15 protein-coding genes are annotated in these 18068 nt (G+C 64.4%); 10 read left to right on the forward strand and 5 right to left on the reverse strand.

Annotation, left to right across the window (positions count from 1 at the left end):
- Positions 1–150: 150 nt before the first annotated feature.
- Genes NCT32_RS18935 through NCT32_RS18945 form a run of 3 tightly spaced genes read left to right on the forward strand, consistent with a single transcriptional unit; the run spans position 151 to position 5854 of the window.
- Entirely contained in the window at positions 151–1272 is a 1122-nt protein-coding gene (locus tag NCT32_RS18935; RefSeq protein ID WP_061118010.1) for an efflux RND transporter periplasmic adaptor subunit, read from the forward strand.
- The gene (locus NCT32_RS18940; RefSeq protein WP_061118009.1) at positions 1269–4391 is read left to right on the forward strand and encodes an efflux RND transporter permease subunit; all 3123 of its coding nucleotides are present in this window, start codon (positions 1269–1271) and stop codon (positions 4389–4391) included. The genes NCT32_RS18935 and NCT32_RS18940 overlap by 4 nt, the downstream gene beginning before the upstream one ends.
- Positions 4388–5854 carry an efflux transporter outer membrane subunit gene (locus tag NCT32_RS18945; RefSeq protein ID WP_061118008.1) on the forward strand — a complete coding sequence of 489 codons (1467 nt, stop codon included), beginning with the start codon at positions 4388–4390 and terminating at the stop codon, positions 5852–5854. The genes NCT32_RS18940 and NCT32_RS18945 overlap by 4 nt, the downstream gene beginning before the upstream one ends.
- A 250-nt stretch (positions 5855–6104) precedes the next feature.
- On the opposite strand, the gene NCT32_RS18950 is transcribed toward NCT32_RS18945, so the two are convergent.
- Together NCT32_RS18950 and NCT32_RS18955 are read right to left on the reverse strand one after the other, a co-directional pair.
- The gene (locus NCT32_RS18950; protein WP_061118007.1) at positions 6105–7106 is read right to left on the reverse strand and encodes a sulfate ABC transporter substrate-binding protein; all 1002 of its coding nucleotides are present in this window, start codon (positions 7104–7106) and stop codon (positions 6105–6107) included.
- A gap of 92 nt (positions 7107–7198) precedes the next feature.
- Positions 7199–7825: an alpha/beta hydrolase gene (locus tag NCT32_RS18955; protein ID WP_061118006.1), complete on the reverse strand. Its 627-nt coding sequence runs from the start codon at positions 7823–7825 to the stop codon at positions 7199–7201.
- 157 nt (positions 7826–7982) lie between these two features.
- On the opposite strand from NCT32_RS18955, the gene NCT32_RS18960 reads away from it, so the two are divergent.
- The 6 genes from NCT32_RS18960 (at position 7983) to NCT32_RS18985 (ending at position 14348) form a co-directional block, all read left to right on the forward strand.
- Positions 7983–8789 carry a GntR family transcriptional regulator gene (locus NCT32_RS18960; RefSeq protein WP_250490477.1) on the forward strand — a complete coding sequence of 269 codons (807 nt, stop codon included), beginning with the start codon at positions 7983–7985 and terminating at the stop codon, positions 8787–8789.
- A 68-nt stretch (positions 8790–8857) separates the two neighbouring features.
- Positions 8858–10594, forward strand: a complete 1737-nt coding sequence (locus NCT32_RS18965) for a fumarate reductase/succinate dehydrogenase flavoprotein subunit (RefSeq protein WP_250477466.1) — start codon at positions 8858–8860, stop codon at positions 10592–10594.
- 10 nt (positions 10595–10604) lie between these two features.
- On the forward strand, positions 10605–10850 hold the full coding sequence (locus NCT32_RS18970; RefSeq protein ID WP_061118003.1) for a ferredoxin family protein: 246 nt from the start codon (positions 10605–10607) through the stop codon (positions 10848–10850).
- Between the two features lie 42 nt (positions 10851–10892).
- Entirely contained in the window at positions 10893–11840 is a 948-nt protein-coding gene (locus NCT32_RS18975) for a HEAT repeat domain-containing protein (protein WP_061118002.1), read from the forward strand.
- A gap of 151 nt (positions 11841–11991) precedes the next feature.
- Positions 11992–13887: an FAD-binding monooxygenase gene (locus tag NCT32_RS18980; RefSeq protein ID WP_061118135.1), complete on the forward strand. Its 1896-nt coding sequence runs from the start codon at positions 11992–11994 to the stop codon at positions 13885–13887.
- A 20-nt stretch (positions 13888–13907) separates the two neighbouring features.
- Complete coding sequence (locus NCT32_RS18985) at positions 13908–14348, forward strand: MarR family winged helix-turn-helix transcriptional regulator (protein WP_061118001.1); 441 nt, start codon at positions 13908–13910, stop codon at positions 14346–14348.
- Positions 14349–14420: 72 nt separating this feature from the next.
- Here the strand turns inward: NCT32_RS18985 and hfq are convergent, their stop codons facing one another.
- Together hfq and NCT32_RS18995 are read right to left on the reverse strand one after the other, a co-directional pair.
- Complete coding sequence (gene hfq / locus NCT32_RS37610; protein WP_061118000.1) at positions 14421–14720, reverse strand: RNA chaperone Hfq; 300 nt, start codon at positions 14718–14720, stop codon at positions 14421–14423.
- 359 nt (positions 14721–15079) lie between these two features.
- Complete coding sequence (locus tag NCT32_RS18995; RefSeq protein WP_061117999.1) at positions 15080–15964, reverse strand: LysR family transcriptional regulator; 885 nt, start codon at positions 15962–15964, stop codon at positions 15080–15082.
- Positions 15965–16167: 203 nt separating this feature from the next.
- Here NCT32_RS18995 and NCT32_RS19000 point away from each other — a divergent pair, with 203 nt between their 5' ends.
- Complete coding sequence (locus NCT32_RS19000) at positions 16168–16914, forward strand: SDR family NAD(P)-dependent oxidoreductase (RefSeq protein WP_061117998.1); 747 nt, start codon at positions 16168–16170, stop codon at positions 16912–16914.
- A 160-nt stretch (positions 16915–17074) separates the two neighbouring features.
- Here the strand turns inward: NCT32_RS19000 and NCT32_RS19005 are convergent, their stop codons facing one another.
- Positions 17075–18067, reverse strand: a complete 993-nt coding sequence (locus NCT32_RS19005; RefSeq protein ID WP_061117997.1) for an ABC transporter substrate-binding protein — start codon at positions 18065–18067, stop codon at positions 17075–17077.
- Position 18068: the final 1 nt, after the last annotated feature.

An 18068-nucleotide genomic window follows, 5' to 3' on the forward strand; every position in this document is an offset into this window, starting at 1 on the left:
CGGGGCTTACAAGTCGATGTCTTGAACCGCCCCGCTTCCGCTCGGTTCTCTGAATTATCGCCGGATCACCCTTTCCCTTGCTTCGCCCATGAGCCGCGCGCAGCCGTTTCGAGCTCGCGGCACCATGCCCTTGCGGGCGCCGAGGTTCCTGTGAAGCTCTTGCACTCACCCGCGTCGGCCGTGGCGCGCGCGGCATTCGTTCCTATCGTCTGTGTAATGCTCTTCGCCTGCAAGCGGCATGAAGCGCCCGCACCCGCGCCGCGCCCGGTCGTCGCCGTCGCGGCGCAAGCGGACGGTCACGCGAATGCATCCAGCTTGCCCGGACAGATCCAGTCGCGCTATTCGACGCCGCTTTCCTTTCGCATCAACGGCAAGATTCTCGAGCGGCGCGTGCGCCTCGGCGACAGCGTGAAGGCAGGGCAAGTCGTCGCCCGGCTCGATCCCGCCGACGTCGAGAAGAACAACGCGAGCGCCCGCGCGCAGCTCGACGCCGCCGAACATCAGCTCGTTTATGCGAAGCAGCAACTCGATCGCGATCGCGCACAGGCCGCGGAGCATCTCATCGCGCCCGCGCAGCTCGAACAGACGCAGAACGCCTATGCCTCCGCGCTCGCGCAGCGCAATCAGGCGCAGCAGCAGGCGGGACTGTCCGCCGATCAACTCCGCTACGCGACACTCGCCGCCGATCACGCGGGCGTCATCACCGCCGAGCAGGCCGACACCGGCCAGAACGTCACGGCGGGCCAGGCCATCTACACGCTTGCCTGGAGCGGCGATATCGACGTGATCTGCGACGTGCCCGAAGCCGCGCTCGGCGCGTTCGCCATAGGCAAGGAGGCCAGCGTGCGGCTCGCGGCATTGCCCGGGCAAACCTTCAGGGCGCGCGTGCGCGAGCTCTCGCCCGCCGCCGACACGCAAAGCCGCACCTGGCGCGCGAAGCTCACGCTCGAAGCACCGACACCCGACGTGCGCCTTGGCATGACCGCGGATATCGCGTTCGCCGGGTCCAATGGCGCGAAGGGCGCATTCACCATTCCATCGACGGCGCTGTTCCACGACAACGGCCATCCCGCCGTATGGATCGTCAAACAGCCGGGCGATGCGCTCGAACTGAGGCGCGTCGAAGTCGCGCGCTACGGCGAGCGCACGGTGACGCTCGCGGGCGGCATCGAAGCGGGCGAGCGCATCGTGTGGCAAGGCGTGCATACGGTGTCCGCGGGAGAAAAAGTGCGCGTCGTCGCGCCGCTGCATCCCGAGGACTTCGCGTCATGAGCGACACTCGCGAAGACGACAACGCGCATCGACACGAGGAAGGCCGCTTCAATCTCTCGGCGTGGGCGCTGCGACATCGCGCGCTCGTCGTGTTTCTCATCGCGATGGCGACAATCTTCGGCATCCTCGCCTACACGCGGCTCGCGCAGTCGGAAGATCCGCCCTTCACCTTCCGCGTGATGGTGATCCGCACGTTCTGGCCGGGCGCGACCGCGCGTCAGGTGCAGGAAGAAGTGACGGACCGCATCGCGCGCAAGCTGCAGGAAACGCCGTACACCGATTTCATGCGCAGCTATTCGCGCCCCGGCGAATCGCTCATCTTCTTTCAGATGAAGGATTCCGCGCCCGCGAAGGACGTGCCCGAAGAGTGGTATCAGATCCGCAAGAAAGTGGGCGATATCGCCGCGACCTTGCCGCCCGGCGTGCAAGGCCCGTTCTTCAACGACGAATTCGGCGACGTCTACACCACCATCTACGCGCTCGAAGGCGACGGCTTCTCGCCCGCGCAACTGCACGATTACGCCGATGCCTTGCGCACGGTTCTATTGCGCGTGCCGGGCGTCGCGAAGATCGATTACTTCGGCGATCAGGAAGAGCGCATCTACGTCGAGCTTCCCAACACGACGCTCACGCGCCTGAACATCTCGCCGCAGCAGATCGCGCAGGCCGTCGACGGGCAGAACGCCGTCTCGGCCGCAGGCGTGCTGACGACGCCCAACGACCGCGTGTTCGTGCGCCCGAGCGGGCAATTCAAAAGCGTGGACGCGCTCGCCGATACGCTCATCAACGTGAACGGCCGCTCGTTCCGACTCGGCGACATCGCGACGATCAGGCGCGGCTACATCGATCCGCCCGCCACCCAGATGCGCTCGGCGGGCACGCCCGTGCTCGGCATCGGCATCACGATGCAGCCGGGCGAGGACGTCGTGCGTCTCGGCAAGTCGCTCGACGAAGCGATGATCAAGTTGCGTGCGCAACTACCCGCGGGACTGAAGCTCACCGAAGTCTCCAGCATGCCGCACGCGGTCTCGCATTCCGTCGACGACTTTCTCGAAGCCGTCGCCGAAGCGGTCGTCATCGTGCTGATCGTGAGTCTCGTTTCGCTCGGCGTGCGCACGGGCATGGTGGTCGTGATCTCGATTCCGATCGTGCTCGCCGTCACTGCGCTCTTCATGTATCTGTTCGACATCGGCCTGCACAAGGTCTCCCTCGGCACGCTGATTCTTGCGCTGGGTCTTCTCGTCGATGACGCGATCATCGCCGTCGAGATGATGGCCGTGAAGCTCGAACAAGGCTGGAGCCGCGCGCGCGCCGCCGCGTTCGCCTACACGAGCACCGCGTTCCCGATGCTGACCGGCACGCTCGTCACCGTCGCGGGCTTCCTGCCGATCGCGCTTGCGAAATCGAGCACCGGCGAATACACGCGTTCGATCTTCGAAGTGTCGGCAATCGCGCTGATCGCTTCGTGGCTCGCGGCAGTCGTGCTGATTCCGTTGCTCGGCTACAAGCTCCTGCCCGAACGGAAGAAGGAAGCGCATTTGCCGGACGACCACGAACACGATATCTACGACACGAAGTTCTACGGACGCCTGCGAGGCTGGGTCGGCTGGTGCGTGAAGCGGCGTTTCATCGTGCTCGCGATCACGGTCGTGCTCTTCGTCATCGCGATGGCCGGCTTCACGATCGTGCCTCAACAGTTTTTCCCGAGCTCGGACCGTCCCGAACTGCTGATCGACGTCAGATTGCAGGAAGGCGCATCGTTCGAAGCGACCTTGCGCGAAGCGAAGCGGCTCGAAGAAGCGTTGAAGGGACGCGAAGAAATCGACCATGTCGTGAGCTTCGTCGGCACCGGCGCGCCGCGATTCTATCTGCCGCTCGATCAGCAATTGCCGACGCCGAACTTCGCGCAGTTCGTCGTCACCGCGAAGTCGGTGCAGGCGCGCGAGGCGCTCGCGCGCTGGCTCGATCCGATGTTGCGTGAGCGCTTCCCTGCCGTGCGCACGCGTTTGTCGCGGCTGGAGAACGGTCCGCCCGTCGGCTATCCGGTGCAGTTTCGCGTGAGCGGCGACGATATCGGCACCGTGCGTCACATCGCCGAACAGGTTGCCGCCGACATGCGCGCCGATGCGCGCACGGCCAACGTGCAGTTCGACTGGGACGAGCCTTCGGAGCGTTCGGTGCGCTTCGAGATCGATCAGCAGAAGGCGCGCGATGCGGGCATCTCGTCGCAGGACGTCGCGAGCTTTCTCGCCATGACGCTGACCGGCACCACGGTCACGCAGTATCGCGAGCGCGACAAGCTCATCAGCGTCGATTTGCGTGCGCCGCGTGCCGAGCGCGTCGATCCCGCGCGGCTCGCCACGCTCGCGATGCCGACGCCGCACGGGCCGGTGCCGCTCGGCGCGCTGGGACGCGTCGTCGATACGCTCGAATACGGCGTGATCTGGGAACGCGACCGCCAGCCGACCATCACCGTGCAATCGGACGTGAAGGGCGATGCGCAGGGCATCGACGTGACGCACGCCATCGACACGAAGCTCGACGCGATGCGCCGCGCGCTGCCGGTCGGTTATCGCGTCGAAGTGGGCGGCTCGGTCGAGGAAAGCGGCAAGGGCCAGGCTTCGATCAACGCGCAGATTCCGGTGATGGTGATCGTCGTGCTGACGCTTCTGATGATCCAGTTGCAGAGCTTCTCGCGCGTGATGATGGTCGTGCTCACCGCGCCGCTCGGACTGATCGGCGTCGTGGTGACGCTGCTCGCATTCGGCAAGCCGTTCGGCTTCGTCGCGATGCTCGGCGTGATCGCGATGTTCGGCATCATCATGCGCAACTCGGTGATTCTCGTCGATCAGATCGAGCAGGACATCGCGTCCGGACACAAGCGTTTCGATGCGATCATCGGCGCGACGGTGCGACGTTTCCGGCCCATCACGCTGACGGCCGCGGCCGCCGTGCTCGCGCTGATTCCGCTTCTGCGCAGCAACTTCTTCGGCCCGATGGCGACCGCGCTGATGGGCGGCATCACGAGCGCGACCGTGCTCACCCTCTTCTATCTGCCCGCGCTCTACGCCGCGTGGTTTCGCGTGAAGCTCGACGAACGCGAAGGAGCATCGACATGAATCGCCGGCTTGTGATGACTGCGGCGTGCATCGCGCTCGGCGCATGCGCGTTAAGACCCGATGGCAAGCCGCCCGCGATGCCGCAACCCGCGCATTACGGCGCGCAGCCGCAAGCGCAAGCGAGCGTCACGGCCGAAGGCGCGTCGCAGCGCTTCGTCGCGGGCGCGCCGCCCGTGCCCGCATGGTGGAAGCTGTATCGATCGGATGCGTTGAATGCGCTCGTCGATGAAGGTTTGCGCGCGAGCCCGAATCTCGCGGCGGCCGACAAGAGCCTCGTCGCCGCGCGCGAACAGTTGCGTGCGCAAGTAGGTTCGTCGCTGTTGCCGCAGATCGACGCGGGCGCGCAAGCGACGCGGCAACGCGGCTTCGGCATTCCCGAAGCCGGCCCGCCGACCGTGCTCTACAACCTCTTCGTCGGGCAGATTCAGGCGCAATACACGTTCGATCTCTTCGGCGCAGCGCGTTTTGCGAATGCGGCGCTTGCCGCGCAGGTCGATCAACAGGCCTTTCAGCTCGACGCCGCACGTCGCGCGCTTGCGGCCAACATCGTGACGGGCGCGATCGGCGCGGCGGCGTTGCATGCGCAGATCGACGTGACCGAACGCCTCGTCGCGCTCGCCAACGACGATGCGCATGATGCGCAGCGCCGCTATGCGCTCGGTTCCGCGTCGCGTGCCGAGATGCTCAATGCGCAGCAGAACGCTGCGTCGCTCGCATCGCAATTGCCGGGCTTGCGCGCGCAATGGCTCGCGACGCGCCACGCGCTCGCGGTGCTGCTTGGACGCACGCCCGATCAGGCGCCCGGCGATCTCGATCTCGCGAGCCTCGCCGTGCCGTCCGATGTGCCGGTCGTGCTGCCATCTACGCTGTTGCAGACACGCCCCGACATCCAGGCCGCCGATGCCGCAGTGAAGGCCGCCGCCGCGCAAGTCGGCGTCGCGACCGCGCAGATGTATCCGAGCCTCTCGATATCCGCGTCGATGGGCAAAGGCGGCTTCGACTGGCCGACCGCGCTGTCAGGCGCGGGCGCGTTGTGGAGCGTGGGCGCATCGCTGTCGCAGCCGATTTTTCATGGCGGCGCGCTGCTCGCGCAACGCCGCGCGGCCATCGCCACGTATGACGCTGCCGTCGCGCAATACAAGCAGACCGTGCTCTCGGCGTTTCAAAACGTCGCGAACACGCTGGCGTCGCTCGAAACCGACAGCGAAGCGCTCGCCTTCGCCGACAGCGCGAGCAACGCGGCGCGCGATGCATCGGCGGATGCGGCGGCGCGTGTGCGGCTGGGCGCAATCCCGCCGCGCGCCGCACGCGGCAGCGAGCAGCAGTATCTCGACGCGCGCCTCTCGACGATCCGCGCGAGCAGCGCGCGCCTGAGCGACACCGCCGCGCTCTTTCAGGCGATGGGCTCGTCCGTTGCGCCGGGTGCGAGCGTCGCGCGTGCCGATAACGCGACGCGCGAGTAGAGCTCGGCCATCGCGCCTGGGTTTTGTCACCGCGATATCGAAAGGGCGCTCGTCGGTCACGGTGCCGTGGGCAACGCTGCTCGTCCCGGTCGGTCTGTACATCATCATTCACGTCATGCTCGCCCAATGGCTGCGGCGGCGACCATCCGCAAGGATTTGTTTCGATGCCCGGCATTGGGCGATCAGCACGGCTGCGGTAAATGCCGCAAGGCCCGCCATGACGAGACCGAAGCCGTGCGCATAACCCGCGTCAGTTCTTCTCCGCCACCACCTGATCGAACGTCCCGCCATCGGCGAAATGCGTCTGCTGCGCCTTTTGCCAGCTTCCGAACATCTGCTCGACGGTGAAGGTCTTCATCGGCCTGAACTCGGCCGCATGCCTGGCGAGCACGTCCGCGTTACGCGGCCGCAGATGATGCTGCGCGATGATCTCCTGCCCCGCGGGCGTGAACAGGAAGTCGAGATACGCCTGGGCTTCCTTGCGCGTGCCGCGCTTGTCCACCACCTTGTCGACGATCGATACCGGCGGCTCCGCGAGCAGACTCACCGACGGATACACGGCCTCGAAGTCCTTCGCGCCCGGCCCCGCGCTCATCAGACCGACTTCGTTCTCGAAGGTGACGAGCACATCGCCGATGCCGCGCTGCGTGAAGGTCGTCGTCGCGCCGCGCCCGCCCGTATCGAGCACGGGCACGTTCCTGAAGACGGCCTTCTCGAAGTCCTGCGCCTGCGCGTCCGTTGCGCCCTGCTGCTTCTTGTAGCCCCACGCCGCGAGATACGCGTATCGCCCGTTGCCCGATGTCTTCGGATTGGCGATCACCGCCTGCACGCCGGGCCGCGCGAGATCGCTCCAGTCCTTGATGTTCTTCGGATTGCCCTTGCGCACCAGAAAGACCATCGTCGTCGTGTAAGGCGCGCTGGCATCGGGCAGGCGGCTGCGCCAGTTGGCGGGCACGAGTTGCCCGCGCTCGGCGAGCAGGTCGATGTCGTTGGGCTGGTTCATCGTGACGACGTCGGCCTGCAATCCCTGCGTCACCGACAACGCCTGCGCGCTCGATGCGCCATGCGACTGCCGCACCGATACCGTCTCGCCCGTCTTCTTCTTGTAGTCCGCGACGAAGGCCGCGTCGATGTCCTTGTACAGCTCGCGCGTCACGTCGTAGGACACGTTGAGCAGCGTCGTGTCCGCCTGCGCGATGCTCGCCGCGATGCCGAGTGCAACGGTGATGACCAGCTTGTTATAGACCGCCATTTTTTCTCCAGAGACAGGGTTCGAATCACACCAACGAACAAAGGCCGCCCGAAGGCGGCCATGCATCCTACACACATCCTTGCGCTGCGGTATCAGCCGTAGGCGCGCGCTTCCTCTTCTTCGAATTCGGGCGCGGCACGGCGCGCGAGCGTTTCGACGAAATGCTTCGCGAGCGGCCACGGTCCGAATCCCGCCGATGTATTGATATGCCCCGCGTCGCCGAGATTCACGAACGCGCTGTTCCAGCGCTGCGCGAGCGTGCGCGCGTCGTCGAGCGGCATCCACGGATCGGTCTCGCTGCCGACGACGAGCGAAAGCGTATCGAGGCGGCGCGCGGTGAACGCGCCCGCGAAACGGAACTTCGCGGGGCTCGCGGGCGCAACGAACAGCACGCCCTTCACGTTCGCGGCATGCGCATCGAACGCGCCTGCGTGGGACAGCGCATGCGCCGTCGCGAGACACCCGAAGCTATGCGCCGCGATGACGACAGGACCGTCGATGCTCGCGAGCACGTCGCGAACGGCGTCGCTCCAGATGGCGAGATTCGGCGTACTCCAGTCGCGCTGCTCGACCCGCCGCGCGCCGGGCGTCTCGCGCTCGAGCCAGCTCTGCCAGTGCGCGTCCTCGCTGCCGTGCAGTCCCGGCACGATCACGAGCGTCACCGGCGGCAACGACGAAAAACCTGACGTTCCTGCGTCCCGCGCGTTGCGCTCATTCATCTTCGGTCCTCGCTCGCCTCGAACTAGCCAGACTCCATTCTCGGGCAGCGCAAGGGTGCGGCTAACCAATATTTCGTCATTTGTTTATGGCGATGACGTCGGGGGCGCGCCGCTATAATCGCAACTCGCCGCGACCGCCTCTTGCCCTTCCATTCTCATGTCCACTCGTCGCCCGTCCATTTCGCCCGATTCACACGTTCCGCTCTACACGCAAATCAAGGACGTGTTGCGCACCGGCATTCTCGATGGCCGCTATGAACCGATGAGCCGCATGCCTTCGGAAAGCGAGCTGATGGCGATGTTCGACGTCAGCCGCATCACGATCCGGCAGGCGCTAGGCGACCTGCAAAAGGAAGGGCTGATCTTCAAGGTGCACGGCAAAGGTTCGTTCGTGTCGCAGCCGAAGACGTTCCAAAACGTGACATCGTTGCAGGGTTTCGCCGAGGCGATGTCGGAGAGCGGACACGAGATCATCAACCGCGTCGTGCAACTGCGTTTCGTGCCCGCGCCCGCGGAAGTCGCGGCGCGGCTCGGTCTCGCTGAAGGCAGCAGCGTTGCCGAGATTCATCGTGTGCGTCTGCTCAATCGCTCGCCGGTTTCGTACGAAGTGACGTTTCTGCCCGAAGCCATCGGGAAACGCCTGAAACGCGCGGAGCTGGCGACACGCGATATCTTCCTGATGCTGGAAAACGACTGTGCCGTGCCGCTCGGTCACGCGCAACTCGCAATGGACGCCATCGCAGCCGCACCCGATATCGCCGATGCGCTCGATGTCAAGAAAGGCGCGCCGCTCCTGCGCATCGAGCGTCTCACGCACGATGCAGAGGGCAAACCCATCGACTTCGAGTACCTCTATTTTCGCGGCGATACATTTCAGTACCGGCTGCGCATCGATCGCGAACGAGCGGCCGCCGGCGCGCCGCGCGTTATTCGAAGCAGGCAGAAGCAAAGCAAAAACAATTGATTCCCACGCGGTTCGCGTGCTCCTAGAATCTGATCCTGACTTGTCATAACAAGTAGAGATTCCAGATCATGCAGACTCACGAACTCGAATACGACATCGTCGTCGTTGGGGGCGGCACGGCCGGCCCGATGGCCGCCATCAAGGCGAAGCAGCACGACCCGAGCCTGCGCGTGCTGCTCATCGACAAGGCGCACGTGAAGCGCAGCGGCGCGATCTCGATGGGCATGGACGGCCTGAACAACGCCGTCATTCCCGGCCACGCGACGCCCGAGCAGTACACGAAGGAAATCACCGTGGCGAACGACGGCATCGTCAATCAGGCCACGATCTACGCCTATGCACGCCACAGCTTCACGACGATCGAGGAACTCGACCGCTGGGGTGTGAAGTTCGAGAAGGATCACACCGGCGACTATGCGGTGCGCAAGGTGCATCACATGGGCGCCTACGTGCTGCCGATGCCCGAAGGCCACGATGTCAAGAAGGTGCTCTACCGGCAGTTGAAACGCGCGCGTGTGGACATCACGAATCGCATCGTCGCAACGCGCTTGCTGAATAGCCCCAACGGCGAGATCGCGGGCGTGATGGGTTTCGATTGCCGCAGCGCCGATTTCTACGTGATTCGCGCGAAAGCCGTGATTCTCTGCTGCGGCGCGGCCGGGCGACTGGGCTTGCCCGCATCGGGCTATCTGATGGGCACCTACGAGAATCCGACCAATGCCGGCGACGGCTACGCGATGGCCTATCACGCGGGCGCGGAACTCTCGAACCTCGAATGCTTCCAGATCAATCCGCTCATCAAGGACTACAACGGTCCGGCGTGCGCGTATGTGACGGGCCCGCTCGGCGGCTATACGGCGAACGGCAAGGGCGAGCGCTTCATCGAATGCGATTACTGGAGCGGGCAAATGATGTGGGAGTTCTATCAGGAACTCCAGAGCGGCAACGGCCCGGTGTTCCTGAAGCTCGATCATCTCGCGGAGGAAACGATTCAGACGATCGAGACGATCCTGCACACCAACGAGCGGCCGAGCCGCGGACGCTTTCACGCGCGACGCGGCAACGACTATCGCACGCGCATGATCGAGATGCATATCTCCGAGATCGGCCTTTGCAGCGGACACAGCGCATCGGGCGTATGGGTCGACGAACACGCGCGCACATCCGTGCAAGGGCTTTACGCCGCGGGCGACATGGCCGCCGTGCCGCATAACTACATGCTCGGCGCGTTCACCTACGGCTGGTTCGCAGGTGTCGACGCGGCCTCGCATGTCGCGGGCCGCGCATTGCCCGCGCTCGATGCATCGCAGATCGAGCGCGAACGTGTTCGCATCTTCGCGCCGCTGTCGCGCGCACACGGCCTGCCGCCCGGGCAGGTCGAATACAAGCTGCGCCGCTTCGTCAATGACTATCTGCAGCCGCCGAAGGTCACGCGGCGCATGGAAATAGGCCTGCAGCGTTTCGCCGAAATCCGCGAGGACGTCGATCGTCTCGCCGCCGCCGATGCGCATGAACTGATGCGCGCCGCCGAAGTCGCCGCGATTCTCGATTGCGCCGAAATGGCCGCGCGTGCATCGCTCTTTCGCACCGAGAGCCGCTGGGGTCTTTATCACCATCGCGTCGATTATCCCGAGCGCAACGATGACGAATGGTTCTGCCATGCGCATCTGAAGAAGGATGCAGCCGGGCGCATGATCTCGTTCAAGAAACCCGTGGAACCGTATGTGGTTCCCGTCGACGAGTCCGAGCGCGGCGCGTATTCGCGTTTGCGTGTGGCTCGCGCGTCGCAGCCCGTCGCTGCATAGGAGAAAGAAAATGGCCCTCGTGCCCCGCGAAGCGCGTCTGCGCTCGAGCCTTCCCGTGATGATCGACGAAGAGAAGTGCATCGCCGACAAGGGCTGCACGGTCTGCATCGACGTCTGTCCGATGGACCTGCTCGCGATCGACCCCGAAACCGGCAAGGCGTTCATGAAGTTCGACGAATGCTGGTACTGCATGCCCTGCGAGCGCGATTGTCCGACCAATGCCGTGCATGTCGACATTCCGTATCTTCTTCGATGATGACGCGCCCGCGCGCTTCGACTTCTCATACGGTTTTTTTTCATGACACTTGCCAGCACCCTCTCCGACCGCCTCGCGCATGACGACGCGGCCGTGCGCCGTCTCGCCGTGATCGAAGCCGCCGATCTCGAAGACGAAACGTGGCTGCCCTCGCTTGCCCATGCCTTGCGTCATGACGCGGATGCCAACGTGCGCCGCACGGCCGCGCAACGTCTCGGCGCATGGGATACGAACGAAGCCGTCGATGCGCTGTGCGCCGCGCTCACCGATATCGACACGGACACGCGCGAAGCCGCCGCCGAAAGCCTCGCCGCGCTGAAGGATCCGGCTGCGGGCGCCCGCCTGCTGCCGCATCTCGTTCATGCCGATGCCGATGCATACACGCGCGCAGCGCTTCTGCGTGCACTGCGCGAATTGCGCCTGCCGGAAGCGGCCGGGCCTGCGTTGAAGGCTTTGTCGGATGCGTCGCCGGTCGTAAGGCGCGAAGCTGTCGGCGTCCTCGGCTGGCTGCGTCATGCGCATGCACTGGAGCGATTGACGCAGCTTGCGCGCAGCGATACCTCGGTCGATGTGCGGCATGCCGCCGTCGGCGCGCTCGGCTTAGCCACGGACGACAGCGTGCTCGCCACGTTGACGCACGCGCTATCGGATGAAGCATGGCGCGTGCGGGAAGAAGCCGCCGCGACGCTCGGCAAACTGCGTCTCGTCGGCGCGCGCGATGCGCTCGAACGCGCGCTCGCCGACGACTACTGGCAAGTCGCGCTGCAGGCCGTGCGCGCGCTCGGACGTCTGCGCGATGTGGCGAGCACGCACGCGGTGTCACAGTTGCTCGTCTTCCCGATCAGCAACGTGCGCAAGGAGGCCGCACTCGCGCTCGGCGAACTCGGCAATGCCGATGCGCTGGCCGTCCTCGAAGCCGCGCTTCAGGACGGCGATCCGGAAGTGCGCAAGGCGGTGCGAATTGCGATCGCGCAGATCGGGGAACGATAAGCCGCACATCGCGAACCGACTGATCATTCACGGACGAGCGACTCGCGCGCAATATCAGGGTAAACATCCACTACAAGAACGTATCCAAATAGTTGGTGTACGGAGTATATTCCTCATCACACTGACGCACCGAGGAATGGAGGTCCACACCATGCAATTTCATCTGAACGGTTTCCGCGCTGGCGATCCGATGATCGAGCCCGCCGCCGAGGGCGCACCTCGGATCGGGATGCCCGACGCCGTCGACGTGCTCATCGTCGGAAGCGGGCCGGCCGGGCTCGTGCTGGCAGCGCAACTGTCGCAATTCCCGACGATTCGAACGCGCATCGTCGAACGTCGCAGCGGTCCGTTGCGCATGGGGCAGGCGGATGGCGTCGCGTGCCGCACCGTCGAGATGTTCAATGCATTCGGCCTCAGCGACCGCCTGTTGCGCGAGGCCTACTGGGTCAATGAGACGGTCTTCTGGCGGCCCGATGCGCATGATCGCGACGCAATCAGCCGTACCGGACGCGTTCAGGATACCGAAACAGGTCTCTCGGAGTTTCCGCATGTCATCGTCAATCAGGCGCGCGTGCAGGACTACCTGCTCGATGTGATGCGTCGTTCCGCGGAAAGGATCGAGCCGGACTACGATCTCGAAGCCATCGACATTCAACGCGACGAGACTGGAGAATTCCCGGTGCGGGTCACCTTGCGCCGCACCGATGCATCGCGGCTTGGCGAGCAAGTGACCGTGCGTGCGCGCTATGTCGTCGGTTGCGACGGCGCCCGCAGCGCCGTGCGCACGGCCATCGGACAAACGCTGCGCGGCGATGCCGCCAATCACGCGTGGGGCGTGATGGATGCGCTCGCTGTCACCGACTTTCCCGACATCCGGCTGAAGGCAGCGATCCAGTCCGCGAGCAAAGGCAATCTGCTCATCATTCCGCGTGAAGGCGGATATCTGGTTCGCTTCTATGTCGATCTCGGGGAGGTCACGCCGGAGAACCGCGACGGCATCAAGCAGATTTCCGTCGATCGCATCATCGAGACGGCGCAGCACATTCTGCATCCGTATTCGCTCGATGTGAAAGAAGTCGCGTGGTTCTCGGTTTATGAAGTGGGACAGCGTCTGACCGACCGTTTCGACGATGCGCTCACGGCCGACGGCACCGCTCGCGAACCGCGCGTGTTCATCGCGGGCGATGCGTGCCATACGCATAGCGCGAAAGCCGGCCAGGGCATGAACGTGTCCATGCAGGACGGCTTCAATCTCGGCTGGAAGCTCGGCGCCGTTTTGCAGGGCCAAAGCGACGCAGGCTTGTTGCGCACGTATTCGGATGAGCGCCAGCCCATCGCGAAAGCGTTGATCGACTTCGACAAAGAATGGTCGGCGATGATGGCCGCGCCGCCCAAGGATCCGAACCGGCCGGAAGCGGGCGGCGTCGATCCCGCGGAGCTTCAGGCGTATTTCGTGCGTGCGGGCCGCTACACGGCGGGCCTTGCGACCCATTACCGGCAGGGCGTGCTGACGGGCGCCGCGACTCATCAGGCACTCGCCGGGGGATTCGTGATCGGGACGCGCTTTCACTCATCGCCCGTCGTTCGCATCGCGGATGCCAAGCCGGTCCATCTCGGACACGCGGCCCGTGCGGACGGCCGCTGGCGCCTGTACGCGTTCTCGGATGCGAAGCGCAGTGCGCTTCAGGCGCTGTGCGCGCATCTCGCCACGTCGCCCGATTCCGTCTTGCGGCGCATCACACCAGAGAACGCCGATATCGACAGCGTGCTCGACTTGCGCGCGGTGCTGCAAGAGCCTCATCGTGACGTGCGTCTCGAAGACCTGCCCGCGCTTCTGCTGCCGCGCAAGGGACGGTACGGTCTCATCGACTACGAGAAGGCATTTACGAACGACGCAGCGACTGATATCTTCGGCGAGCGCGCCGTCGATCGCGAACGGGGCGCACTCGTGGTGGTCCGTCCGGATCAATACGTCGCTCATGTTCTTCCGCTGGATGCCTACGACGAACTGGCCGCGTTCTTCCGGCCGATATTCCGCATGCACTAACCCACTCCGACACTGCGAAATTGCCGATTAAAAAAGACGAGCCGCAAGCGCGCTCGACATTCACGGGCAGCCTCGTGCGCCGCGCCCAGCAGCGCCACGTAGCGGTGTGGCTCAGCGAAGTCTCCACCGAGATCACGAGCGTCCAGTACGCGGCGCTCGAAATCCTGCACAGGACGCCCGGCGTCAATCAGCGACAACTCGGCGATGAACTCGACGTGGACCGTTCGACGATCGCCGATCTGGTCGCGCGCATGGTGCGCAACGGCCTGATCGAGCGCTCCGACGATCCCGTCGACAAGCGCAGTTATGTGCTGTTCCTCACCGCAGCCGGCAAGAAACAACTGGCCGCCTTGCGCCCGCGTGTCGAGGAGGTCGAGCGCATCCTCACGGCCAGGCTGACCGCGCGCGAATGTGTGGAGTTGCGACGGTTGCTGTCGGCGCTATTGCCGCCGCGGGAATAGTGCCCGCCGGCGCGTCGCGGCGCCGGCCTCAGGGCCGGCCGTCGTGCTGAGGTGCGCGGACGTTGGCTTTCGTCACCGAACGCGATTCGGTCTTCCGCCAGCGCCGGGACGCGTTGAATTCTCACGCGGACCGGATGATTCGCGAAGATTCGGCCGACCGGCCGGGCCGTGATCCTCGCAGATCGTCGATATCGCGTGCTTGAACAGCACCTGCGACCCGCTGCTCGAATTGAGGTAGACCATGTACGTGTCGAACGACTGAATATGGCCGGTCAGCTTGATGCCGTTGACCAGAAAGATCGCGACGCGTTTGCGCTCTTTTCTGAGTGCGTTCAGAAAATCGCCTTGGATACCGGGAAGACTGTTGGACATTGATGACTCATGTTTGAACCGTACAAGAACCGTTAGCCGACGAAACTTCGTCAGCAGAGCCTGCGTCCTCGTCCGGTTGTATTTGCTCGATGAGCCATTATCGCCTTTCCGACGCGCCCGTCACCGAAAAAGAAAATCTCCGTCGTCACGAAAAGGCAAAGCGGCGCATGGCGTGACATGCGTAGGCGGCCCGTTCGGCCCGATTTTCCGCGTGCAGGCCGACGCGGCCGACACCGCGCCGAAAATCCCGCGCCGAGGCGTCAAACGACTACATTTTGTCGCCAGTCCAGAAAATTTTTCTGACAATCGACGCTTCGCACCACTTTTATCGCAGGCCGATCCGCACTAGAGCCGGTCACTCAATCGGCAGCCGTCAGTTCATCCGCTCTGGACAGAAACATTTTCAACACCGGCGATGTGTTCGACCGGCTATAGCCGATGGCGAGCTCGACGGTCGGCGCTTCGCCTTCCAGCGGGCGGCTCGCCACCGACCACGGCAGCAGATTGTTCGCGTACTCGGGCATCAGCGAAACCCCGCGCGTAGAAGCGACGAGCGACATGGCCATCGCCAGGTTGTCGACGCCATGCGCAGGCTTCGGGTCGATGCCGCTTTCCCGCAGATATTTCACGACCACATCGTGCAGCACGCGCGCCTTGTTCGATGCCATGACGAACGTCTCGCTCCGCAGGTCCGACGGACTGATCGCCGTTTTCGCCGTCAGCCGGTGGTCGCTCGGCATCAGCACGACGAGCTTCTCGCGATGGACCACGTGATAGTCGAGGTCGAGCCCCGGCTCCTTGCGCACGAACGCAAGGTCCAGCTTGCCGCGCGCCACGGCGTCGGCGAGATCGGGCGAGTAGCCGCTCGATATCGTGACGTCGATGTTCGGCAATTCATCGCGCAATACGCGCATGGCGCGCGGCAGCCACGTCATTTCCTGGCCGGTCAGAAAGCCCAGCGCGAAGACCTGCTTGGCGGGGCTCGCCGCGCGGCGCGCCGCCTCGACGGCCGCGTCGACCTGCGCAAGCGCAAGCCGTGCATGGTCGAGAAACGCCTTGCCGGATGCCGTGAGCTCGACCCCGCGCGCACTGCGGCTGAAGAGTTCCGCCCGCACTTCGTCCTCGAGATCGCGGATCTGCCTGCTGAGCGATGGCTGCGACGTGAACAGCCGCTGCTCGGCGGCGACCGTGAGGCTGCCCGTTTCCGCGACGGCAACGAAATAGCGCAGATGGCGCAGCTCCATCCTTTCTCCTGTCTTGCTCGTTCACGGGCCATGCTTTAAAGGCATGCCGGCCAGCCTACAAAGTCTTTTTTCTTTGTGCAAGCGAGGGCTAGATTCGCTGTCAGCAGTCGCATGGAGCGCGGCGAGCGCCAGCGAGGCGGTTTTGCCGCCATACGTGAAGGTTATTGCCGCGCGTCACCACAAGCCGATCAAGGAGTCTAGCCATGAATGACCTCGCCGGAAAAACCGCGCTCGTTACGGGCGCATCCCGCGGCATCGGCCGCGCCATCGCGCTCGCGCTGGGCAGCGCCGGTGCACGGGTGCTCGTGCACTACGGCAGCAACGAGGCGGCCGCCGACGCGACCGTCGCCGACATCATCGCGAGCGGCGGTCACGCGCAGAAGGTCGCCGCCGATCTGCGCAGCGCCGACGGCCCGCGCACGCTCGCCGGCCACGTGCGCGCCGCGGTCGGCGGACGGCTGGACGTGCTGGTTGCGAACGCGGGCATTGCGAAAGCCGCGAGCATCGAAGATACGACGGTCGAAGACTTCGACGCGCTCTTCGCCGTCAACGTGCGCGCGCCGTTCTTTCTTGTCCAGCAACTTCTGCCGATGCTGCGCCAGGGCAGCAGCGTCGTGCTGCTTTCGTCGCTGGCGGCGCGCGCGTCGGTCGGTGAACTGGCCGCGTATGCAGCGACGAAAGGCGCGGTCGATACGCTCGTGCGCCACTTCGCGTCCGCGCTCGGCGAGCGTGGCGTGCGCGTGAACGCGGTGGCGCCCGGCGTCGTCGAGACCGACATGTCGAGCTTCGCCAAAACCGATGAAGGACGCGACTACACGCTGAGCCTACAGGCTCTGAAGCGCGTCGCGCAACCCGATGACATCGCCGGTGCCGTGACCTTCCTCGCTTCGGACCGGGCGAGCTGGATCACGGGCGATACGCTGCGGGTCGATGGAGGATCGAAGCTCTGATCCGCGCATCCTGCTTTCATACGTTATCCGAACTATATATTCGCTAGTGAAAGTACGAGACGCCCTATCACGCGGTCGAGCCGATCCGCGATCACCTCGCGTTCTGCCCCGACCGCGTCGATTCGATCGAAGAACGTGCCTGAGAAACCGACACGAACCGTCAAATCTTGAAACTTTCCAGCGTGGCGGGATGAAACAATTCCTCCGGCTGGAGCAGGCGGCTCGACAAACCTTCCTCGTAGTGCCGCTTCAGAAAGCGCGACAGCACATGCCGGTTCGGCTCGAAACCGTACGACCAGAAATCGTGCCCCATGAGCCGCCGCGCATTGCGCAACTGTTCTTCCACGAAAGGAAGCGTCACCTTGGTCGCGGACGTGTCGCTCAGTTTTGCAAGCGCAACCGCCTTGCTCTTTTCGAAGGCTTTCGCCACCGCGCCCGGGAGCCACGGACGCTGCTCGGCGAGCGTGCGCCGCACGCCCAGCAGGTGCATGATCGGGAACAACTTCGTTCGCGTGTACCAATCGGCCGCGGCCTTCTGCGGATCGTCGTAGAGATACTTCACATTCGGATGGCCGTTCGTGAAGCACGAGGGCGCGCGCGGGCCGATCAGTGCATCGATTTCCCCGGATGCGAGCATGCCGGAGATCGTCGCGTTGTCGGGTGCATTTTCGAGTCGCACGTCGTCGGGCAGCTTGAGACCGATCTTCTCCAGACGGCCGGTTTCTTCATAGCCGCCGCGAACCCACGTCACGTCCGACGCCTTCACGCCATGATCTTCCTCCAGAAAGAGACGCGCCCACACGTTGGCCGTCAACTGGTACTCGGGCACGCCGATGCGCTTGCCCTTGAGATCGGCGGGCGTTTCGATGCCACGATCGTTGCGAACGTAAATAGAGGTATGGCGAAACGCGCGCGACGGAAAAATCGGCACGCCGATATACGGGCTCGTGCCCGCCGCCGTCTTTACGCTATAGCTCGACAAAGACAGTTCGCAGATGTCGTAATCGGCGTGACGGAACGCGCGAAAGAAGATCTCCTCCGGGTCTTGCAGCATGAAGAGCGGATCCACACCGTCGATCTGCACTTCACCGTCCACGAGCGGTCGCATGCGATCGTAGTTGCCCACCGCGACCGATAGATTGAGCTTGCCCATA

Origin of the sequence: Caballeronia sp. INML2 (assembly GCF_023631365.1) — a bacterium.
GTDB classification, from domain to species: Bacteria; Pseudomonadota; Gammaproteobacteria; order Burkholderiales; family Burkholderiaceae; genus Caballeronia; species Caballeronia turbans.

Coding starts and splice junctions, on each gene's coding strand:
- NCT32_RS18980 (WP_061118135.1), top strand. CDS start 11,992: ATGCAATTTCATCTGAACGGTTTCCGCGCTGGCGATCCGATGATCGAG.
- NCT32_RS18940 (WP_061118009.1), top strand. CDS start 1,269: ATGAGCGACACTCGCGAAGACGACAACGCGCATCGACACGAGGAAGGC.
- NCT32_RS18955 (WP_061118006.1), bottom strand. CDS start 7,825: ATGAATGAGCGCAACGCGCGGGACGCAGGAACGTCAGGTTTTTCGTCG.
- NCT32_RS18965 (WP_250477466.1), top strand. CDS start 8,858: ATGCAGACTCACGAACTCGAATACGACATCGTCGTCGTTGGGGGCGGC.
- NCT32_RS18945 (WP_061118008.1), top strand. CDS start 4,388: ATGAATCGCCGGCTTGTGATGACTGCGGCGTGCATCGCGCTCGGCGCA.
- hfq (WP_061118000.1), bottom strand. CDS start 14,720: ATGTCCAACAGTCTTCCCGGTATCCAAGGCGATTTTCTGAACGCACTC.
- NCT32_RS18975 (WP_061118002.1), top strand. CDS start 10,893: ATGACACTTGCCAGCACCCTCTCCGACCGCCTCGCGCATGACGACGCG.
- NCT32_RS18995 (WP_061117999.1), bottom strand. CDS start 15,964: ATGGAGCTGCGCCATCTGCGCTATTTCGTTGCCGTCGCGGAAACGGGC.
- NCT32_RS19000 (WP_061117998.1), top strand. CDS start 16,168: ATGAATGACCTCGCCGGAAAAACCGCGCTCGTTACGGGCGCATCCCGC.
- NCT32_RS18950 (WP_061118007.1), bottom strand. CDS start 7,106: ATGGCGGTCTATAACAAGCTGGTCATCACCGTTGCACTCGGCATCGCG.
- NCT32_RS19005 (WP_061117997.1), bottom strand. CDS start 18,067: ATGGGCAAGCTCAATCTATCGGTCGCGGTGGGCAACTACGATCGCATG.
- NCT32_RS18960 (WP_250490477.1), top strand. CDS start 7,983: ATGTCCACTCGTCGCCCGTCCATTTCGCCCGATTCACACGTTCCGCTC.
- NCT32_RS18970 (WP_061118003.1), top strand. CDS start 10,605: ATGGCCCTCGTGCCCCGCGAAGCGCGTCTGCGCTCGAGCCTTCCCGTG.